Raw genomic sequence first — 16,657 nt, 5'->3', positions numbered from 1 at the left:
GGCGCTGCGCAACAAACAGGCATAAGGAAATTAGCTGCCGGAATTATATGAGCGTATTTGGCGCTTTACGTTTTAAGGAATTGCGTTGTGAACGCTCACGCGAGCGCGCCCGCAGAGGCTGCCCATCTTCAGTCGAACCCGATGCTCGGCATCGGTCTCAAAATCGCTTCCGTTAGTGTCTTCGTCTGCATGTCGACCTTGCTGAAGGCGGCGGAAGGCGTGCCCGTCGGGCAACTGATCTTCTTCCGGTCGTTCTTTGCGATCTTTGCCATCCTTTTTTATCTTGCCTGGCGTGGCCAGCTTGGCGGTGTGTTCCACACACAGCATGGTTTCAGCCATTTCTGGCGCGGTCTGGTCGGCGTCTGCTCCATGTCGATGAGCTTCTTTGCCCTGACCAAGCTGCCGCTGCCTGAAGCAATCGCCATCAACTACGCATCGCCGCTGATCACCGTTGTTCTGGGAGCGGCCATACTGCACGAAGTCGTGCGTTTTTACCGCTGGAGCGCGGTGCTGATCGGGCTGGGTGGGGTGATGATCATCATATGGCCGCGCCTGACCCTGTTTTCTGCCGGAAGCATAGGGCAGGACGAAGCGGCGGGGGCGCTGGCGGCGCTTGGCGCGGCCGTCATGTCGGCCGTTGCCATGATGCTGGTGCGCAAGCTCGTGCAAACCGAACGCACTGCAACCATCGTGATCTATTTTTCAATTTCGGCGAGCGTCATTTCGCTTGTCAGCCTGCCGTTCGGCTGGATCGTGCCGAGCTGGCCGCAGCTTGTCATGATGGTGGGGGCGGGGTTTGCCGGCGGTATCGGCCAGATTCTGCTGACCGAATGTTATCGTCACGCGCCGATGTCGACCATCGCGCCTTTCGAATATACTTCGATGCTGTTGGGCCTCGCTATCGGCTTCACGCTTTTCGGAGACATACCGACCTTCGAGATGCTGGTCGGAAGCCTCATCGTGATGGCGGCGGGCGGCTTCATCATCTACCGCGAACACAAACTCTCCATCGTGCCCCATAAAGCCAACAACCTGGGTTAACTGTTTAACCCGGTGTATTTTCGGCGCGCGGGTCGAGTTGCATGGTTTCCGGCGTGGACTGACCGTCCGGCGTGTGGAATTTGAATTCTGTCTTCTGGTCGCTGATGGCGGGGCGTTCGAAGCGGCGAATGCGCCAGAAGGCATGAAAGCCGTAGATGCCATAGGCAATCGCCATGACAACAAAAAAGCCCGGTGCGCCGACCAGGTCCATAAGCGGACCCGAAAGTGCGGGGCCGATGACGCTGCCCACACCGTAGATGATCAGCAGGCCGCCCGAAATCTTCACGAATTCGCTGGCGTCGGCATAGTCGTTCGCATGGGCGACATTCAGGCTGTAGATCGGATAGATCACCGATCCGAACAGGAACATCATCGCGTAAAGCGCATAGGGCGAGGTGGGGTGGAACAGAACCATTACCAGCGACAGGGCAAAGCCGATTGCACCCGCAATCACCATGACATAGCGGCGGTCCACAAAGTCCGAACCGCGACCGATCGGATACTGGAATATGGCGCCGCCGACCATGGCGGAGGCAAGCATGGTCGCAATGCCGAAGGTCGAGAGGCCGTTCATCTCGCCATAGATAGCGGCGAGGAAGTTCCAGGTGCCCGCCACGATGCCGGCGATCAGCGAGCCGACCGCGGCGGCGGGCGAACGGCGATATAGTCCCTTGATATCGAGCGAAACCTGCGTCAGCGGGTTGGGTGACTGGGCACTGGAAAGCGCGGTTGGCAGCAAGGCGCTCGCATAGATGATGGCGCAGATGATGAAGAGCGTCTGCGTCGCCGCATCGCCGAAGGGCAGGATATACTGTCCACACATCAGGCCCAGCATCGTAATGATCATGTAGATCGAGAAAATGCGCCCGCGCGATTCGTTGGTCACGCGCTCGTTCAGCCAGCTTTCGATGATCATGTAGCTTCCGGCGAGCGAGAAACCCGCAATCCCGCGAAAGATCATCCAGGCGACCGGATGGACGACGAGGGCATGAAAAAGCAGTGCCATGGAAAGCAGGGTCAGCACCGCGGAAAAGACCCGGACATGGCCGACGCGCCGCACCAGATGCGGCACGACGATGCAGCCGATGGTGAAGGCGAGCGAATAGCTGGTACCCATCCAGCCGATGGTGGTGGTGGACCATCCTTCCAGCCCGCTGCGCAGGGGCAGAAGTATACCCGCGAGACCACCGGCAAGCAGCATGAGAAAGGTGCTTGCGAGCAAGGCGGCAATAGGCAGGAGCTGGCCAGCCATGATGAACTCCGAAAAACGGACGGATCTTATTGCTATTTGTCGCTTGGGAGCGGTTTTGCAAGCGGCGCTTTAGCGCGAGTTTGCGGCATGTTGGTGACAATGCGCGCGTCCGTAGCGAACCGGCGAAGCAATATCAACTGTTCAATTCGGCCAGTTTCAGTTTTACAGCCAGAAAGTCGCGCCAGGCGAAGCGTTTTTGCGCCGGGGTGCGTAAAAGATAAGCCGGATGCAGCGTCGGCATGACCGGGATTTCCAGGCCGGAAGGCGTCCGGTGGATTTTCCAGTTGCCGCGAAGCCGCAAAATGCCTTCGGTTGCACCCGTCAGGGCCTTGCCCGCAGGCCCGCCAAGCGCGACGAGTACCCTGGGTGCGGCCAGTTCGATCTGACGCTCGATGAACGGGCGGCAAAGTTCGGTTTCAAGAGGCGTCGGCGTACGATTGCCCGGCGGACGCCAGGGGATCGTGTTTGCAATATAGACGTTCTCGCGCTTGAGACCGATGGATTCGATCATCCGGTTCAATAACTGGCCGGACTTGCCCAGGAAGGGCAGGCCTTCCATATCCTCGTCTCGTCCCGGAGCTTCACCGATGAACATGACGTCGGATGCGGGGTCGCCATCGGCAAAGCAGAGGTTCTTGGCCGTGAACTTGAGATTGCAGCCGTCAAAAGCCGCGAGCCGTTCGCGCAATTCATCCAAAGTCGCGGCCTGTGACGCAGCCTCGCGAGCGAGCGCGATCTGGGCATTGTCCGGCAGGTCGGCGGCAGCTTGCACGGGCCTGCTTGCAGGCGAAGGCGTCGGCGCGGGACGAGGCTGTTGCTGACGGCGCTCCGATGATGCATTTGGCGCCTGCGCTGCCTGCTGCGCCGGGGCAGGGCGCTGCGGCTCGGCAAACCGGTCGACAGGCGTTTCGGAAAGCGGCATGTCGACGCCTGCTTCCGCGTAAAAGCGGAGCAAGCCTTCCATATCCAGCGTTTCGCGGCCATCAGTCATTTTGCACCTCGATAACTGAGGTGGCGAATTTTGGCGGTGAATGCAAGAGTGGTCCGGGATTTATCCCTCTATGACTGTTTCGAAAAGCGGGCAGGCCGCGCAAAAATGACCTTTTACGGACGGCATGACGGTTTTGTCCGCAGTATTGCTTCAATGACGCGATGTCTGGATTACCGGCATCCGCCCATATAAACGCGTTATCGCGCTTTCTTGAATTGCCTGTTGTATTACGTTTACGTTAAGGTAAATTGCGTTGGAGGCTTGGAACATCCATTTTGGACAATTGGACGCATTTGCGACAGTCTTCAACTCTGCGACAGGGTAAGCACGAATTAGGGGAAGGAGGATCTTTTCGTCGTCACCTGTGCCGGAACAGCCGGTTCATGGATAATGGCGATTGGATCATGCATAAAAACAATTGGATGCATTGTCTGCGCTGCCCTAGTGAGGAGACGATGCTGTACCTGACGGAGGGATGAATGTCAGAAGCCCCAGAACATGCAAACCAGGAGCTTCCCGAACGCGAGAGCATGGAGTTCGACGTGGTGATTGTCGGCGCCGGGCCTGCCGGTCTTGCCGCTGCGATCCGCTTCAAGCAGGTCAATCCTGAACTCTCCGTCGTCGTGCTTGAAAAGGGCGGTGAAGTCGGCGCGCATATTCTGTCAGGTGCGGTGGTCGATCCCGTGGGTATCGACCAGCTTCTGCCGGACTGGCGCGAGGAGGAAGGACATCCGTTCAAGACGCCGGTGACCGCCGATCATTTCCTTGTGCTGGGACCTGCCGGTTCGGTGCGTCTGCCGAATTTCGCCATGCCGCCCCTGATGAACAATCACGGCAATTACATTGTCTCGCTCGGCAATGTCTGCCGCTGGCTCGGCACCAAGGCAGAAGAACTGGGCGTCGAAATCTATCCGGGATTCGCCGCGACCGAGGTGCTTTACAACGATGAAGGCGCGGTCATCGGTGTCGCCACGGGCGACATGGGTGTGGAACGCGACGGAACGCACGGTCCAAACTATACGCGGGGCATGGCCCTGCTCGGCAAATATGTGCTGATCGGCGAAGGCGCTCGCGGCTCGCTGGCCAAGCAGCTGATCGCGAAGTTCAAGCTGGACGAAGGGCGCGAGCCTGCCAAGTACGGCATCGGCCTGAAGGAGTTGTGGCAGGTCGATCCGTCCAGACACAAGCCCGGCCTCGTACAGCACTCGTTTGGTTGGCCGCTCGATATGAAGACGGGCGGCGGTTCGTTCCTCTACCATTTGGAAGACAATATGGTTGCGGTCGGCTTCGTGCTGCATCTCAACTACAAGAACCCCTATCTTTCGCCGTTCGAGGAATTCCAGCGTTTCAAGACGCATCCGGCCATCCGCGATGTTTTCGAGGGCGGCAAGCGGCTTTCCTATGGCGCGCGCGCCATCACCGAAGGCGGCTACCAGTCGGTGCCGAAGCTTTCGTTCCCCGGCGGAGCGCTCATCGGCTGTTCCGCTGGCTTCGTCAACGTGCCGCGCATCAAGGGCAGCCACAATGCGATCCTGTCGGGGATTCTCGCGGCCGACAAGATTGCCGAGGCTCTTGCGGCCGGTCGGGCGAATGACGAACCGGTCGAGATCGAAAACAGCTGGCGCGCGAGCGCCATCGGCAAGGATCTCAAGCGGGTTCGCAACGTCAAGCCGCTCTGGTCGAAATTCGGCACGGCAATCGGAGTGGCGCTGGGCGGACTCGACATGTGGACCAACCAGTTGTTCGGTTTCTCGTTCTTCGGCACGATGAAGCACGGAAAGAATGACGCGCAGTCTCTCGATCCGGCGGCGAAGCACACGAAGATCGACTATCCGAAGCCGGACGGCGTCCTGACCTTCGACCGCCTGTCGTCAGTGTTTCTCTCGAACACGAACCATGATGAAAACGAGCCGGTGCATCTTCAGGTGCGCGATATGGAATTGCAGAAGGCATCCGAACACGACGTTTTCGCCGGTCCATCGACACGCTATTGCCCGGCAGGCGTCTATGAGTGGGTGGATGCGGACGGCAATTCGGCCGCCGATCCGCAGGCCAAGGACGTCCGTTTCGTCATCAATGCGCAGAACTGCGTCCACTGCAAAACCTGCGACATCAAGGACCCGAACCAGAACATCAACTGGGTTCCGCCACAAGGCGGCGAAGGACCGGTCTATGTGAACATGTAAATGTTCACATTCGAGACCGTGTCCGTCTCGTCCGCCGTTGGGAAAATGTCGGCGAAGGACCGGTTTGTGTGAATGTCGGTATTGTGAGAATATGAAAAGGCGGTCCTGGACCGCCTTTTTCATTGCAGCATGACGGATTGGGTTTCGGGTTCGTCTTCGTCCGGCCGTACGGGCAGGGGGACGGAAAAGTCAATCCGCACGGGGAGGTGATCCGACCCGGCATCTGCACGTATGGAAATTCTTGGCGCGCCGATCTCACCGCTGACGAGAATCTGATCGATGGGCAGGCCGATATAGGGGGCGAGAGAAACCGGCAGGAACCGGGCGAGCCAGGTTCCGCCGATGCCTGTCATATGGGTTGTGCCGGACGCCTGTTCGACACGGCGCACGGCATTGCTCCACGGAACGGCGTTGAAATCCCCGGCGATGATGGACGGCCCGCTCAGCTTTTTCAGTCCCGGTTCGATATAACGAAGCTGGTGCGGCTGCCAGCGCGGCCATGGCCACGAAAAATGCAGGGCGGCGACATTGACGGTCGTACCTCCGAAATCGATCGGAGCGATCGCAAGCAGCCCGTCGCCGACACAGGCCGTCTGTTCCTTGTCGCTGAAGGGACGTCGCGACAGGATGCCCACGCCCCAGGTCCGGGGATCGTCCCGGCAGTTGAGGCGATACGGGTAAGTGCTTTTCAGAATGGCGAGCCATTTGCCCCATTGCTCGCTCGCTTCCTGGTAGGTGATCACATCGGGCTTTTCCCGGGCGATCATCTGGAGAATGCGCTTGGGTTGCGGATTGTCTTCCCGCAGATTGATCTGGACGAGGCTATAGCGTGCGCCCACCGGTTCCTGCGCTTGCGCCTGCGCACCGCCGGAACCGCTCAGATATTCGCGTACGGCCCCTGAAGTCGTGGCAAACGCCATGATTGCGAACAGTAGCAGCATGGCTGCCTCGCGCCGCATCCTTGTGAAAAACAGCGGCAGGGCGAGCAATCCCATCAAGACGGCAAGATGGGCTCTGAAATGCGAGAAGGAATCGAGCGCCGGATGCACTGCGCCGAAGAAGCCGAGCACAAGCGGAACCGATAGCGCCACAGCGCCAAGCAGGATCAGAAAGGGCAGGTTTTCGCGGATTTTCGACATGCAACAGTCCGTAGCCGCCGATTGCGGCGCGATAATGAATAGGGGAATAGGGGAATAGGGGAATAGGGGAATAGGGGAATAGGGGAATAGGGTGCGGGCAAGTAGTGGACAAGGCAAGTAAAATATTTGCCTTGATCGAGAATAAGTCATTCTACTCCCTTACTCCCTTACTCCCTTACTCCCTTACTCCCTTACTCCCTTACTCCCTTACTCCCTTACTCTCTTAATTTCACTGGAAAGCGGTTTCGTAAAAGCTTCTGAGCTTGCGTGAATGCAGCCTTTCATCCGGCATGGCTGCGATTTTTTCCATGGCGCGGATGCCGATGCGAAGGTGTTGCGCCACCTGTCGCTTGTAGAATTCCGTCGCCATGCCCGGCAGTTTCAATTCTCCATGCAGCGGTTTGTCGGAGACGCAGAGCAACGTGCCGTAGGGCACGCGGAAGCGGAAACCGTTTGCGGCAATCGTGGCGGATTCCATGTCTAGCGCAACGGCGCGTGCCTGCGAAAGACGCTGAACCGGACCGCGCTGGTCGCGCAGTTCCCAGTTGCGGTTGTCGATGGTCGCGACCGTGCCCGTCCGCATGATGCGTTTCAGGTCGTAGCCCTCAAGGCCGGTGATTTCCTCGACGGCTTCTTCGAGCGCCACCTGAATTTCGGCGAGCGCGGGCAGGGGCACCCAGACCGGCAGATCGTCATCGAGAACATGGTCCTCGCGCATATAGGCATGAGCGAGGACGTAATCGCCGAGTTGCTGGCTGTTGCGCAATCCGGCGCAATGGCCGAGCATCAGCCATGCGTGAGGGCGCAGCACGGCGATATGGTCGGTGATGGTCTTGGCGTTGGACGGTCCCACGCCGATATTGATCATGGTTATGCCGGAATGATCCGCGCGTTGCAGGTGATAGGCGGGCATTTGCGGCAGACGCTGCAACGAATTCCCGTTGCTCGGCGCCGTTTCCCCGGCCAGCGTGACGATGTTGCCCGGTTCCACGAACCGTTCGTACCCGCCGCCGCCATCCGCCATGAGCTTGCGCGCATAGGCGCAGAACTCGTCCATATAGAACTGGTAGTTGGTGAACAGGACGAAGTTCTGGAAATGCGCCGGATCGGTGGCCGTATAATGCGCCAGCCGATGCAGCGAATAATCGATGCGCTGGGCCGTGAAAGGCGCAAGCGGCATGGGTTCACCCGGCGCCGGGTCGAAGTCGGCATTGACGATCTTGTCGTCGGTCGCCGCCAGATCGGGCACGTCGAAAAGGTCGCGAAGCGGGTGCGTGAAGGCATTGGCTACGGAAGCCTCGACATAGGTGCCTTCCCGGAAAGCGAAATGGATCGGGATCGGCGTCGCGGATTCCCTCACGGTGACTGTCACGCCGTGGTTTCGCATCAGAAGGCGGATCTGTTCGTCGAGATAATGATCGAACAGGTCCGGTCGCGTAACCGTCGCCGAGTAGTCGCCGGGTGTCGACACATGCCCAAAGGCAAGCCGGGAGTCCACATGCGCGAAGCTGGAGGTGGACAGGCAGATTTCCGGGTAGAAGGCGCGATAGCGCTGCGGCTGCGCTTCTCCGCGCGCTACTTTCCCGAAGGCATCGCGAAGAAAGGCGGTGTTGCGCTCATAAAGCTTTTGCAGGGCGGCAACCGCCGCACTTGCATCGGTGAAAACCTCGGGATCGACCGTGGGAGGCGTCTCGATCTCGGTCAGAAAAGGGTGTTCGATTCGCTGTGTCATGGCCCAGTATAGCAAACTCCATGACCGTGACATGACCTGTTATGCGCTTCGTTGCAGGCTCACATAAAGCACGAGGCCGATACCGCTCATTCCCGAGTGCTGGCCGATCTGTGTATAGGCGAAGGTCGCTGCCGGGCCGGTGAAAATGGCAGTGAACAGGAATACGCGCAGTGCGATTGCCGCGATGGCTCGTGCTTTTCTCATGGTCTCGTTCCCCCGTGCTCCCGCGTGTAGGCGGCAAGAGGCCCGACGACCGGCTGGTCCCGATAGACATTGTATCTCTGGTCTACGAAAATGCTCGCGACGGCTGCACAGCCGGCGATCATCAAGCACAGGATTGTCAAACGCCGGAGCATTGTCGTTGGCCCCCAAAGCCACGCTGATCTTGGTTCTCACCTGCCAGAATAGCTTTCGCGCCTGAACCATCGCTGAGAGCTTCATTCATGCGGCGTTCAAGAATATTGATGTTTCGTTATAACCCCGGAATATTCGTTCGGCCAAAAGGCGCGCTAAACAAAAAGGACGGCATGATTATTGCCGCCCTTGGTTGTTGTCTTGCCAATTCTCCTGCCGCTATTGGCGCGTCAGGCTTTCGCTCTTGCAGATCAGGCCGCCCATCACACAGCCCGAAAGCGAAAGCGTGTTGCCCTTGGCCGTGGCCTTGCCGGAATAGGTCTTGCCTTCATCCAGCTTGTTGACTTCGCCCTTGTAGCTGCCGCCCGTACCCGACATCGTTCCGATGGATTTGCCTTTATATTCGCCGGTCATCACCGTGCCGCAGAACTTGTTTGCGCCGCAGGCCGCATAGCTGATGACCGTACCGTTCGGGCGTTTCCACGAGCCGACGATAGCTTCTCCCGCCAGGGCGGGCGCGGCAAAGCCCGCTGCAAGCGTTATTCCCAGAATAAGAGTGCGGATCATTCTTTCCTCCCAACACGCTGTACCCGGTTCTGCGGGGCACAGCGACGAAACCGCCATGATGCGTTTCCAGCACAAGGCAGAAGCCTCCTCGATTTCCGCTTGGCTTACGCAAACGTAAACGTAAACCAGTTTTCCGTGAAGCGGAAGGGAAATATTGCTGGTTTGAAGGGCGCGCCGTTTCGGGGATCGGCACAAATGCTGCTGTCGCAATCGTGTCTATAGTTAGCAACTGGTTTCGATAAGAAGCGCGCTTTTTAATCTGTTTTTCTGGAAAATCCAGCATTCGGCGGCACTTGCATGTTTAATAAAATACCAAGTTTACCGCTTGTTCGGATTTTGTTGGTTGCTCGTTAAGCATCTGGTTTAACGTGCATTTCAACCCTTTCCCGTAGCTTTGAGAGCATGAACGGAACGACAGAGACGGCAGTTTCGAGGCAGGGAAACCGGACCTCGAAGACAAAGACCGGACGGTTCTCGGGATTTAACAGGGACAAAGAAAATGGCACAGTTTCAGAGCTTTACGCGTAAGGACAACACAGTCACACAGGATCGCATTCTTCTGGAAATGGGCATGAAATTCGCCATCGGTCGCGATTGTGAAATCGATGTGATTGAAGCCCATAAGTGGCTGAACATCGCTGCTATCCGCGGCAGCGAAAAGGCGGCGCGGATGCGCAATCAGGTGGCGGCCACGATGAGCAAAAGCGAACTTGCCGCAGCGCTTCGCGGTGCCCGCGAGTGGATGACCGTTCACTGATGACGACGGAAAACCGCCTCAACGGGCGGTTTTTCTTTTTCAGCTTGTGCCGAGATAGCGGCCGGGCTTGTGGTTGATCGCGATGATGAGATTCATGGCGACCGCGCCGGTCAGGGAAAGCGCCATGTTTTCCCAAGGAATGAAAAACAGCGACGTCAGCATGATGAGAACATCGAGGCCAAGCTGGAACCAGCCGGCCCGTATTCCGTAAGCGTCCTGCAAATAAAGCGCCAGAATATTGACGCCGCCCACACCGGAGCGGTGACGGAAGAGCGCAAGTACGCCCATTCCCATCAATGTGCCGCCCATGAGAGCTGCGAAAAGCGGATTGACGCTTGTAAAATCGACGCTGAGCGGCATCAGACGGGCGAAACCTGACATCAGAGCGACGGCTACAAAGGTCCTGATCGTGAAGGCCCAGCCCATTCGACGGGCCGCGAAATAGTAGAATGGCAGGTTGATGAGGAAATACAGCAAGCCGAATTCCGTGCCTGTCGCATATTGGATGAGAAGAGCTATTCCGGCGGTGCTGCCGGTCATCAGCATGGCCTGGCTATAAAGTGTTATGCCAAGCGCGATGAAGGACGTGCCGATCAGCATCGCTATCGCATCTTCGTAAAGACGATGGCGATCAAAAACGGTCTTTGGCGCATCGATGAGCGGGGCGGCACTATCGGCGATATCGGCCACGGCGGGACTCCAGAACTGTTAGAAACCGGCGATCCGGCAACAAATTATCGGCTGGCCCGAAAATCATTCGGGTACATTATGTTTGCCTTGTGCGGATGGATGGCCATTGCGCGCGGCATGAAGTCTTGGGAGACGGGTCAAATATAGCAGGAGCCATGTCGCCACGCACTGCTAGCAATATTGTTATTTCAGGCGTGACTTTATGGATTCACCGCGATTGCGAAGGCTGATTCTTCAAAAATATTTCGCGCGATATCTGTGCGAGAAAATCTTTCACTTGGTTCGGTTTTTGCAGATGGTGCTTGATGAGGTGGCGGGGTGCCTGATTTCATCCTGCGGGCGCATGGTCCATCCGGGCTGCCAGTAGAGAACATCGACATGGATGACCGGTAAACCGGAGATTTCGCCAAGTGTTCGTGCAAGGCTCGATTTTCCAGAACCTGCGCCGCCAATGACCATGATTCGCTTTATCATCCGCAGGCTCCCGGGTTTTAGCTCTTTCCGAATAAAAGGCGGACACAAGGCGAAGTTTACTGTAACTTTACTTCATGTCACCTGCATGACCATAACGAGCCAAGAAAGTTCGTTAGAAAATTTGTATTGGAGTGGAGATAATATTGGTCCAATGATTGACAAGCCAATTTTGCCAGGCGCAATGTTGGCTTATAAATGGAACGGGCCAGAGCAATACCGACATCTACCGTTCTTCTGTATTAGTTGGGTCGCAAGGCGCAAACGGGCGCGGAGCGATCAAAGGGCTGCATTCGATAGGGAGTGACGAGATGTCAATTCGAACCATTACAGCTATGGCTGGTACCGCCATCATCATGGGTGCTGCTGCTTTTGCTTTTTCCTCGCCCGCAAATGCGCTGACGATGAAGGAATGCAGTGCGAAATATCAGGCAGCCAAGGATGCTGGTACGCTTGGCGGCCTGAAGTGGAACGATTTCCGCAAGGCCCAGTGCGGTGATGATGCAGCCGCCGCACCTGCCGCGCCGACGACCAAGGCAGCCAAAAGCGCTGCCGCCCCTGCTGCCCCCGCTGCCGATGACAGCGCCAAGGGTCTGACCATGAAGCAGTGCAGCGCGAAGTATCAGGCAGCCAAGGATGCCGGCTCCGACAATGGTCTGAAATGGAACGATTTCCGCAAGGCGGAATGCGGCCCTGGCGCCGATCCGGTGGCCTTGACCACGGATGGTGATTCCGAGCCGGCGGCTCCGACCGTCGCTGCGCCGAGAGGCATGAAGTTCCCGACCGCAGTTTCGGCGAAATATTCCAGCGAATCGGCGGGCAGGGCCCGTATGCATACCTGCCTGGACCAGTATCATGCGCTCAAGAACGCCAATGCGCTTGGCGGTCTGAAGTGGGTGCAGAAGGGCGGCGGCTATTATAGCCTCTGCAATGCCCGCCTGAAAGGCAACTCCTGATCGGAGCAGGATTACCGGAAGGAAAGGGGCCTTTGGGGGCCCCTTTTTATTTGGCTTTTGAGAACCAGCCGCTGAGCGCTATGGCGAGCCAGCCCAGAATCATGAGTGAGCCGCCCGTTGGCGCGGCCATCGGGAAAAGCCGGTTGCCGGTCATGTCGCGCATGAACAGATCGCCGCAAAAAAGGGTGAGGCCGAGGATAAGCAGCACGCCACCGAGATAGGCAAAGCGGCTGACCGGAACGATCAGCGATAATACCAGAAAAGCCGGAGCGTGACCCAGAAGCAGGGGGGCAATGTTGCCAAGATGATTCTCCCCGCCATGGGCCGCGCCCGCATAGGCCGCAATGGCCAGCGCGCCGCACAGCCCGGCCAGTGTACTGAAGAGGGTGTTTCGAACCTGCCCGACGGTTAAATTCTGCATCTTCGGCTCCATTGTTCAGGCCGTTTCGCGGGCGCGGGCGGTTTTGCGCGCATCTTGCAATGCGGCGGGAAGGGCCGCCTCAAAAAGATCGAGTTGCGCCTCAACGCCGACACTCACGCGAATGCAGCGGTCGAGAACCGGAGCGCCGGGCTTTCGCACGAAAATGTCGCGCTCAATCAGCCCGTTCAGGACTGCGGTGGCGAATGCTCCATCCTGCCCGCAGTCTATGGCGACAAAATTCGTTGCCGAGGGGATGGAGGAAAGGCCGTTTGCCGCGGCAACCGCGGCGATCCGGTCGCGTCCGGCTTTTATTTTCGCCACCACATCACGCAGATAGGCCTGGTCCTTGAGGGCGGCTATGGCTGCGGCCTGGGCGAGGCGGTTTACAGCGAAATGATCGCGAATCTTGTCGAACGACTTGATGGCGTCGGCACTGCCGACCACATAACCGCATCGAATTCCGGCCAGCCCGTAAGCCTTGGAGAATGTGCGCATCCGCAGAATATTGGGGCGATCAGTCTCGAAGGGCGGGAATGCCGATGCCGGGCCGGTCTCGCAATAGGCTTCGTCCAGAATGAGCATGGTCGTTTCCGGGACACGTTCGATGAAGGATTGAATGTCCGGGCCTTCGTGCCAGGTTCCCATCGGGTTGTCGGGATTGGCAACATAAAGAATGGCAGCCTCGTTCTTGCGCGCCGCGTTGAGCAGACCGTCGAGGTCGGGCCGGTCGCTGGTATAGGGAACCGTCACCAGCGCACCGCCATAACCCGCAACATGGTAATTGAAGGTTGGATATCCGCCGAGCGAGTTGATAACCCTGTCGCCGCTTTGCACATATTGCCTGACGACAAGGCCGAGCAACGCATCGACACCGGCGCCAGGCATGATATTTTCCGGCTTCACGCCGTGATGGGCCGCGATGGCATGGCGGAGTTCGTAATTTTCAGGATCGCCATACTTCCATATCTCTCCCACCTCCTGCTGGATGGCCTCGATCACCGAGGGAGCCGGACCAAAACTGCTTTCATTGGCGCCGATACGGGCCAGAAAGGGTTTTCCGCGTTGCAGTTCAAGTGTTTCCGGGCCGGTAAACGGTACGGTCGAGGGCAAGCTTGCAACAAGTGGTGTCAGTCGGGGTAGTGCCATGGCGATTCCAGTCGATTTTCTGTCCGGCAAGTTGAGAGGAATGGCAGGTTAGATTGATCGAAAAACGGCCGATCTGCCATTTAGGGTCAGGACCTATTAATTTGATGAAAATGGCACCTGAAATGACAAGAGCTGCAAGGAAAGACGCGAAAAACGGGGTAGTTCCCCCGGTTGAGCGGCTTGACGCGGCAGATCGCCAATTTCCGGCCTTGGCATTTCGGTGTCCGAAGGATGTGGTCCATCCGCCCGGCTACATGCACGTAAAGTCTCGAAAATGAACCACATTTCCTTCGCCTTTTCTCCTCGTATCCAGACGGATGGCCTCACACCATTTCCACCAAATTAATAGGTCCTGACCCTAGTCTGAATCAAAAAGCGGCATGCGTGTCGTACATGAGCACCGGAACTTGAGCCAAATTGCCAATTGCAGACCAGCGTGGCGGCTTTTGGAACAGACACTTATAAAGGCATAGCAATTTTATTGGCCTATGCCATCACAATAATGGTCTCGCCGAAACCGGGATCGACGTTCGACGTCGCCTGGATAGTTTTTGCTTTGGAGCCCAATTCGACCGTAATGCAAACCCGCCATCGCAACGGTAAACTGCGCGGCCCATTTGCAAGGCACGGGCCGATGATCGTACGGTTTCAGCAGTTCGCCGGGGTCGATGGTTTTCGCTTGTAAGAGAATATGAAAAAAGCCCTCTGTCAGAGGCCGATTTTAAAAAAGAGATACAGAGGCGCCCGGAGTCAGTGGACTTCGAGCACCTTTACGCATGAATCGAGATCGTGAGTCGCTAGATGAGCATAACGCATGGTCATCTGGAGCGTCTGATGCCCAAGCCACATTTGCACGCGGCGGATATCGATGCCGCCTCTTACCAGGCGTGAGGCGCAGGTGTGACGCAGGATATGCGGTACCACCTGATCGTCCGTTCCAAGACCGACTTCCATCTTCGCCTCGTTCCAGATCTGGCGGAACCGGACCTGATTGAGCATCGAGAAGGGGCCTTTGAGTTTATCGTGCGGGATTTGCGAGGCCTTGCAGGCACGGCGGGTGAGGGGGACCGTTCGGCTGCGATTCGACTTGGTAAGCCAGAAGGTGACCCTGTGTTCCTGGATATCGTTCCAGGTAACACCGATCGCCTCTCCAAGACGGCAGCCCGTATCGACGAGGAACACCGAGAGCCGGTAACTATCTTCACAGCGCGACTTGATCGCGGCGAACAGGCGCTTTTCTTCCTCATATTCGAGGAATCGAATGCGTCCCACACGCTCCTTCTGCCGGACGAACTCCGGTAGGTTGAAGATATCCCCCATCTTGTGCGCCTTTCGCAGCAGCTTGCTCAGCGCAGCCATCTTTCTATTGATGGTTGCATTGCTGTTGCCGCGCTCACGGAGCGAACCGATGACAGAGTCGAGCATTTCCTGATCGAAGCCCGAAAAGCGTTCGCCTTTCAGAATCTCGTCGATCTCACCGAGAAACGACCTCACATTGTACTTGTGCGACCCGTCATCCCACAGGATGTTGATATATTTCCCCGTCAGTTCCGCCACCGAATATTGTTCGACAAGCCGGTGGTTCGGGCTTTTGCTGGATGTGTATTTTAAGTTGTAATCGACTGTCGGCGAGAACTTGTCGCCCATGTCGATTTTCGTTTCCCCAACAACGATCATTGCACGCCCCCCTGCAGAACACGGGACGTACAACTAATGAAATAATCATCAGAGCACAAGATAAGTGAGCTAACTTTGTGTGGAGACATCTTTCGATCCTTCAAAGACCAATATTGCCCCCAGCTTGGTGTCGTCCCCTGCTACTCCCCTCGGCTTCTCGATCCTTTTCGAAATCCCCATCCCTGGAGGATCGAAGTTCACGCATTCGTGAGCTGTGTTTCAAATGGATGAGCGCCAACGGTTTCCCGTTGGCGCTTTTCGCTTAAACGTCGATCCGATTAGAACGAACGCTGGAAGCGGATCATGCCCTGGAAGGCATCATCGTTGCCGCTGGCAGGCAGATGATCGTCATCCCACTTGGTGTAGGCGACTTCCGGCGTGATGGTGAAGCCGGGAACGATCTGGTAAGCAACGTTTGCTGCGATGGCGAGCTTGCCCCAGTCTTCGTATGCAGCCTGCAGGTTGAAGGCAGCCTTTTCGCTGACCTTGTACTTCAGACCACCCCAGACAGCCCAATCGCCGCCCCAAGCGCCATACATCTGGTCTTCGGTTTCTGCGGAAGCGTATGCGCCCTGCACCCAAACCGAGAACTGATCGGTGATGTTGAGGTCGCCGCGAACCTTAGCAGCCCATTCTTCGATGACGGAGTCATAAGCGACCACACCAGCGATCGAACCCCAACCCTGTTCGTACTTCAGACCACCGACGATGTGCGGGACATAATCGTTGATCGAGTAGCCGTCGCCACCCTGCTCGAGAGCGATCACAGCCGAGAAGCCGTTGCCGCCGGTGAAGGTGTAGGAGATCTTGCCCGTGCGGTAGTTACCAGCGAGAACAACATCGTCGCTCATGATGTCGCCAAGGTAGCCGGTGAAGGTAAGGAATTCAGATTCATCCAGACCGACCTTCAGGCCGCCGAGGGTGATGTAGGCGAAATGCAGCTCGTGCGAACCTGCATTGGTGTCTGCACCATAACCGTCGTAACCCTCGTCACCCACGTTGCCAGCGACGGAATCCCACTGGAAACGGCTTTCGGTATAGGTGCGGAGCGTGCCCAGCTCGGTTTCCGAAGCGGTGTAGGTGCGCAGCGAGAAACGTGCGCGCTTACGCCAGCCGCCCCACTCTTCGCCCGAATAAGCGTCGTCGCCACCCTTGATGTCGTAACGGACATAGCCGCCGATACGCAGGCAGGTTTCGGTGCCCGGGATGTAGAAGTAGCCAGCGCCGTAAGCATCGCAGACGCGGACATATTCAACGGCTTCTGGCTCTGGCGCGAC

General features: G+C 57.4%; 16 protein-coding genes. 4 read left to right on the top strand and 12 right to left on the bottom strand.

What is annotated here, in order from left to right; translation table 11 throughout:
- Window positions 1-87 precede the first annotated feature (87 nt).
- On the top strand, window positions 88-1,041 hold the full coding sequence (locus FHS76_RS21310) for a DMT family transporter (RefSeq protein WP_183657966.1): 954 nt from the start codon (window positions 88-90) through the stop codon (window positions 1,039-1,041).
- Between the two features lie 4 nt (window positions 1,042-1,045).
- On the opposite strand, the gene FHS76_RS21305 is transcribed toward FHS76_RS21310, so the two are convergent.
- Window positions 1,046-2,293 (bottom strand): MFS transporter, encoded by a 1,248-nt coding sequence (locus FHS76_RS21305; protein ID WP_183657963.1) that lies wholly within the window; start codon window positions 2,291-2,293, stop codon window positions 1,046-1,048.
- Between the two features lie 133 nt (window positions 2,294-2,426).
- A complete protein-coding gene (locus FHS76_RS21300) occupies window positions 2,427-3,284 on the bottom strand; it encodes a uracil-DNA glycosylase (RefSeq protein WP_183657958.1) in 858 nt (285 codons plus the stop codon).
- 479 nt (window positions 3,285-3,763) lie between these two features.
- Between FHS76_RS21300 and FHS76_RS21295 the strand changes: the two genes are divergently transcribed.
- Window positions 3,764-5,470, top strand: coding sequence for an electron transfer flavoprotein-ubiquinone oxidoreductase (locus tag FHS76_RS21295; protein ID WP_183657955.1), 1,707 nt, complete (start codon window positions 3,764-3,766; stop codon window positions 5,468-5,470).
- 119 nt (window positions 5,471-5,589) lie between these two features.
- Here the strand turns inward: FHS76_RS21295 and FHS76_RS21290 are convergent, their stop codons facing one another.
- From FHS76_RS21290 to FHS76_RS21275, 4 genes are all read right to left on the bottom strand, one after another.
- A complete protein-coding gene (locus tag FHS76_RS21290; protein WP_183657952.1) occupies window positions 5,590-6,609 on the bottom strand; it encodes an endonuclease/exonuclease/phosphatase family protein in 1,020 nt (339 codons plus the stop codon).
- Between the two features lie 229 nt (window positions 6,610-6,838).
- Window positions 6,839-8,341 carry an AMP nucleosidase gene (locus FHS76_RS21285; RefSeq protein WP_183657949.1) on the bottom strand — a complete coding sequence of 501 codons (1,503 nt, stop codon included), beginning with the start codon at window positions 8,339-8,341 and terminating at the stop codon, window positions 6,839-6,841.
- A gap of 39 nt (window positions 8,342-8,380) precedes the next feature.
- Window positions 8,381-8,545, bottom strand: a complete 165-nt coding sequence (locus FHS76_RS21280; RefSeq protein ID WP_183657946.1) for a hypothetical protein — start codon at window positions 8,543-8,545, stop codon at window positions 8,381-8,383.
- A gap of 369 nt (window positions 8,546-8,914) precedes the next feature.
- On the bottom strand, window positions 8,915-9,262 hold the full coding sequence (locus FHS76_RS21275) for a DUF2147 domain-containing protein (protein WP_183657943.1): 348 nt from the start codon (window positions 9,260-9,262) through the stop codon (window positions 8,915-8,917).
- Between the two features lie 499 nt (window positions 9,263-9,761).
- Here FHS76_RS21275 and FHS76_RS21270 point away from each other — a divergent pair, with 499 nt between their 5' ends.
- Window positions 9,762-10,019, top strand: coding sequence for a sel1 repeat family protein (locus FHS76_RS21270; protein ID WP_183657940.1), 258 nt, complete (start codon window positions 9,762-9,764; stop codon window positions 10,017-10,019).
- Window positions 10,020-10,058: 39 nt separating this feature from the next.
- Here FHS76_RS21270 and FHS76_RS21265 read toward each other — a convergent pair whose 3' ends face one another.
- Together FHS76_RS21265 and FHS76_RS21260 are read right to left on the bottom strand one after the other, a co-directional pair.
- Window positions 10,059-10,709 (bottom strand): YitT family protein, encoded by a 651-nt coding sequence (locus FHS76_RS21265; RefSeq protein ID WP_183657937.1) that lies wholly within the window; start codon window positions 10,707-10,709, stop codon window positions 10,059-10,061.
- 273 nt (window positions 10,710-10,982) lie between these two features.
- Complete coding sequence (locus FHS76_RS21260) at window positions 10,983-11,183, bottom strand: P-loop NTPase family protein (protein WP_235992831.1); 201 nt, start codon at window positions 11,181-11,183, stop codon at window positions 10,983-10,985.
- A gap of 308 nt (window positions 11,184-11,491) precedes the next feature.
- On the opposite strand from FHS76_RS21260, the gene FHS76_RS21255 reads away from it, so the two are divergent.
- Window positions 11,492-12,136 carry an antifreeze protein gene (locus FHS76_RS21255; RefSeq protein ID WP_183657934.1) on the top strand — a complete coding sequence of 215 codons (645 nt, stop codon included), beginning with the start codon at window positions 11,492-11,494 and terminating at the stop codon, window positions 12,134-12,136.
- A 46-nt stretch (window positions 12,137-12,182) separates the two neighbouring features.
- On the opposite strand, the gene FHS76_RS21250 is transcribed toward FHS76_RS21255, so the two are convergent.
- The 4 genes from FHS76_RS21250 to FHS76_RS21235 form a co-directional block, all read right to left on the bottom strand.
- On the bottom strand, window positions 12,183-12,557 hold the full coding sequence (locus FHS76_RS21250; protein ID WP_183657931.1) for a DUF423 domain-containing protein: 375 nt from the start codon (window positions 12,555-12,557) through the stop codon (window positions 12,183-12,185).
- Window positions 12,558-12,572: 15 nt separating this feature from the next.
- A complete protein-coding gene (locus FHS76_RS21245) occupies window positions 12,573-13,703 on the bottom strand; it encodes a pyridoxal phosphate-dependent aminotransferase (protein ID WP_183657928.1) in 1,131 nt (376 codons plus the stop codon).
- 750 nt (window positions 13,704-14,453) lie between these two features.
- Window positions 14,454-15,380 (bottom strand): tyrosine-type recombinase/integrase, encoded by a 927-nt coding sequence (locus FHS76_RS21240; RefSeq protein ID WP_183657925.1) that lies wholly within the window; start codon window positions 15,378-15,380, stop codon window positions 14,454-14,456.
- 278 nt (window positions 15,381-15,658) lie between these two features.
- Window positions 15,659-16,657: porin (locus FHS76_RS21235; protein ID WP_183657922.1), on the bottom strand; the 999-nt coding region annotated here is incomplete at its 5' end.

The organism is Brucella daejeonensis, from assembly GCF_014199265.1.
Classification (GTDB): Bacteria; Pseudomonadota; Alphaproteobacteria; order Rhizobiales; family Rhizobiaceae; genus Brucella; species Brucella daejeonensis.
The sequence above is the reverse complement of the archived record's forward strand: the minus strand, read 5'-3'. Positions and strand labels throughout refer to the sequence as shown.